We start from the raw sequence: 2,492 nt of genomic DNA, 5'->3' as shown, positions 1-2,492 counted from the left end.
TTCAGAACCAAATGTTCACTAGCCAGTTTGGAGTCTGAATATTTCTGACCGCAAGCCCTCAAGGCAGTATTTTCATCCATTGCTCCGGTGTGACTTAAGCCCAACGCGGCAACGGAGGAAAAGTGCAGAAAGCGCTTTTTGTTATCACACTTTGCCGCTTCATCTAATACAGTCTGCGTACCCAACACATTAACGCGCCAGGTTTCCTCTTCTGTTGCAGCATTAGAGACCACTGCAGCCGTGTGAATGAGGGTGTCACAACCAGCTAGCATGTCTCGCCATCTCTCTGGCTCAAATAAATCAGCTTGTATGATGTTTTGTTCCTGATTGGCACTTAGATCAATCCCACAGGTCTCGATACCTTTTTTATTTAGGCAACGCGCCAGACTTTGTGCGATAAAACCTTTTGCGCCGGTAATAAATACTTTCTTCATTGCGGCCTGCCTATTATTTTTGTTGTTTCAATACGTTTCTGACAATCGAATCAATATAGAAATTAACTAGCTTTACGGGAATCAGTCTGTTCATCCAATAGGTCATCCGGGCGAGCTTGCCTGGAATGATGTAAAAACGCTTCGATTCCAAGCCTTTCATAATATCGTCAATCGCATGCTCCAAGGTCAGTGCACCGGCTGTAAGTTTTAGCTTCAAGGTAACCGGGTGAATAGTTTTGTGTTCTTCATGCACCATCGGCGTATCAACTTCTGGCGGACAAATCACTTGAACCGCTACACCTTCAGGCGCCAGTTCGGTGCGCAAGGCCTGAGCTAAACCCACCACCCCAAACTTAGAGGCATTGTAAGAGGTATAGGCATAAGTACCGACCAACCCTGCCATAGAAGCCACCAAGGCTAACTTGCTAGGCACTTTGTTTTTCTTCAATAAAGGAATAGTCGCCTGAGCAAAGTTACGAGAACCAAAAAGGTTAACTGTCACAACAGTCTCAAACTCTTTAGCTGGTACAGCTTCAAATAAACCAGTGCGATTAATACCTGCACAATGCAAGGCTATCGTTGGTAATCCCACATGACACGCCGCTTCTGAAACTACTTTAAGCAGGCCATCCAGGTCTGTCACATCGGCTTCGTAATAGGCAATACCCTGACTGGAGTTATGCCTTAGATCCTCAATAAGCGATTTTGCCTGCTCATCAAACTTTAGATCGAATAAGGCCAGGTTGGCACCCGTTTTTACGTAGCGCCGTGCGATTTCCTGGCCAATGCCACTCGCTGCACCGGTGATATAAATCGTTTCTTGATTCATTAGTGTGCTGCCTCTGATTGTTGTTTTTTAGTAGTCATCGAAGCTTCCGGCGCGAAGGCATCCTCATCGATACAGAGTATCTTGGGTAGTCCCCTTCTATTGCATAAGCCGGTAGATTTGCATTACTAGAGCACACTTTACCGCCTTGGGTAAATACCATATCGCGTAAGAAGACCATGCAAGTGGGGCTAAGGAAACTAATAAAGCAGGCTAACGCTCCATACAACACAGTCTATATGAGACTAATAGCGACATTCAAAACCTGAGCGATTAAGAACACCACTAAAGAATCAGACCTCTACTAGCGCTTCTATCAAATACAGCTCTTTAATCTTCTCGGGCAACTCAATTATCTTTCTCGCTTCAAGGTCCATCCAGCCCACCACACAACGATGAACTGCCGATAGTTCACCATTGGCCTTATAGATATTTTGTAGCATCTGCACAGTTTTGGTAAAACCAGTTGGCTCACCTGGCTCCACTGTTACGCGCAACTCATCACCTATATTAACTTCGGCTTTGTACTCAGTCTCTTCCTTAAAAAGAACGGGGCCTACATTATGTTGCTTAAACCACTTCGCCGTCATACCGATCTCATTAAGAAACGCAACTCGAGTATGCGCACACAGATCAGAATAAGCAGAATGCCTCATATGCTGATTCGCATCACAGTCAGCCCATCGCACTTCAATAGTCTTTTCATATAACGCTTCAGTTTGCTTGCTCATAACGACCTCTTTACAACGAGCGATCAAAAAATTCGAGTTCAGTATGCAGGCAGAGAACACATAAATACAATTCATTATTATTATGTATGCTATGATTTTAAATCATACCAATAGCTGTGGGTTAGCCTTGCTCATGAATCTAGTCACACTTCGCCAGTTCGATCTGAATAGCCTTGTAGTATTAAAACTGTTGCTGGAAACAAAGCATGTCACACGGGCGGCAGAACAATTAAACCTCACACAATCAGCAGTTAGCCGAACCTTGGGTAAACTAAGAGAAGCCTTTCAAGACCCATTACTTGTGCGCTCTGGAAAAGGTTTATTACTGACTAAGAACGCTGAACAACTGCTTCCCTTAGTGAATCAGGCACTCGAGCAAATCAGTGTTTTACTTGACCCTATCGAGTTCAGCCCTAAAGATTACGAAGGTACCTTAAGACTTGCAACGACCGACTATGGCACTAATAACCTATTACCAAAATTAGTTCCGCTATTGCAAGA

The 2,492-nt window shown here is 44.2% G+C and carries 4 protein-coding genes; 1 reads left to right on the top strand and 3 read right to left on the bottom strand.

What is annotated here, in order from left to right; all coding sequences use genetic code 11:
- The 3 genes from A3766_RS21205 to A3766_RS21195 form a co-directional block, all read right to left on the bottom strand.
- Positions 1–434 (bottom strand): NAD(P)-dependent oxidoreductase (locus A3766_RS21205; RefSeq protein WP_156509020.1); only part of this gene is annotated, 434 nt, incomplete at its 3' end.
- Positions 435–447: 13 nt separating this feature from the next.
- The gene (locus A3766_RS21200; protein ID WP_068516032.1) at positions 448–1,263 is read right to left on the bottom strand and encodes an SDR family NAD(P)-dependent oxidoreductase; all 816 of its coding nucleotides are present in this window, start codon (positions 1,261–1,263) and stop codon (positions 448–450) included.
- 290 nt (positions 1,264–1,553) lie between these two features.
- Entirely contained in the window at positions 1,554–1,991 is a 438-nt protein-coding gene (locus tag A3766_RS21195; RefSeq protein WP_068516029.1) for a thioesterase family protein, read from the bottom strand.
- 133 nt (positions 1,992–2,124) lie between these two features.
- On the opposite strand from A3766_RS21195, the gene A3766_RS21190 reads away from it, so the two are divergent.
- On the top strand, positions 2,125–2,492 hold a 368-nt coding region (locus A3766_RS21190; RefSeq protein ID WP_197479665.1), incomplete at its 3' end, for a LysR family transcriptional regulator.

The organism is Oleiphilus sp. HI0132 (genome assembly GCF_001635845.1).
The sequence above is the reverse complement of the archived record's forward strand: the minus strand, read 5'-3'. Positions and strand labels throughout refer to the sequence as shown.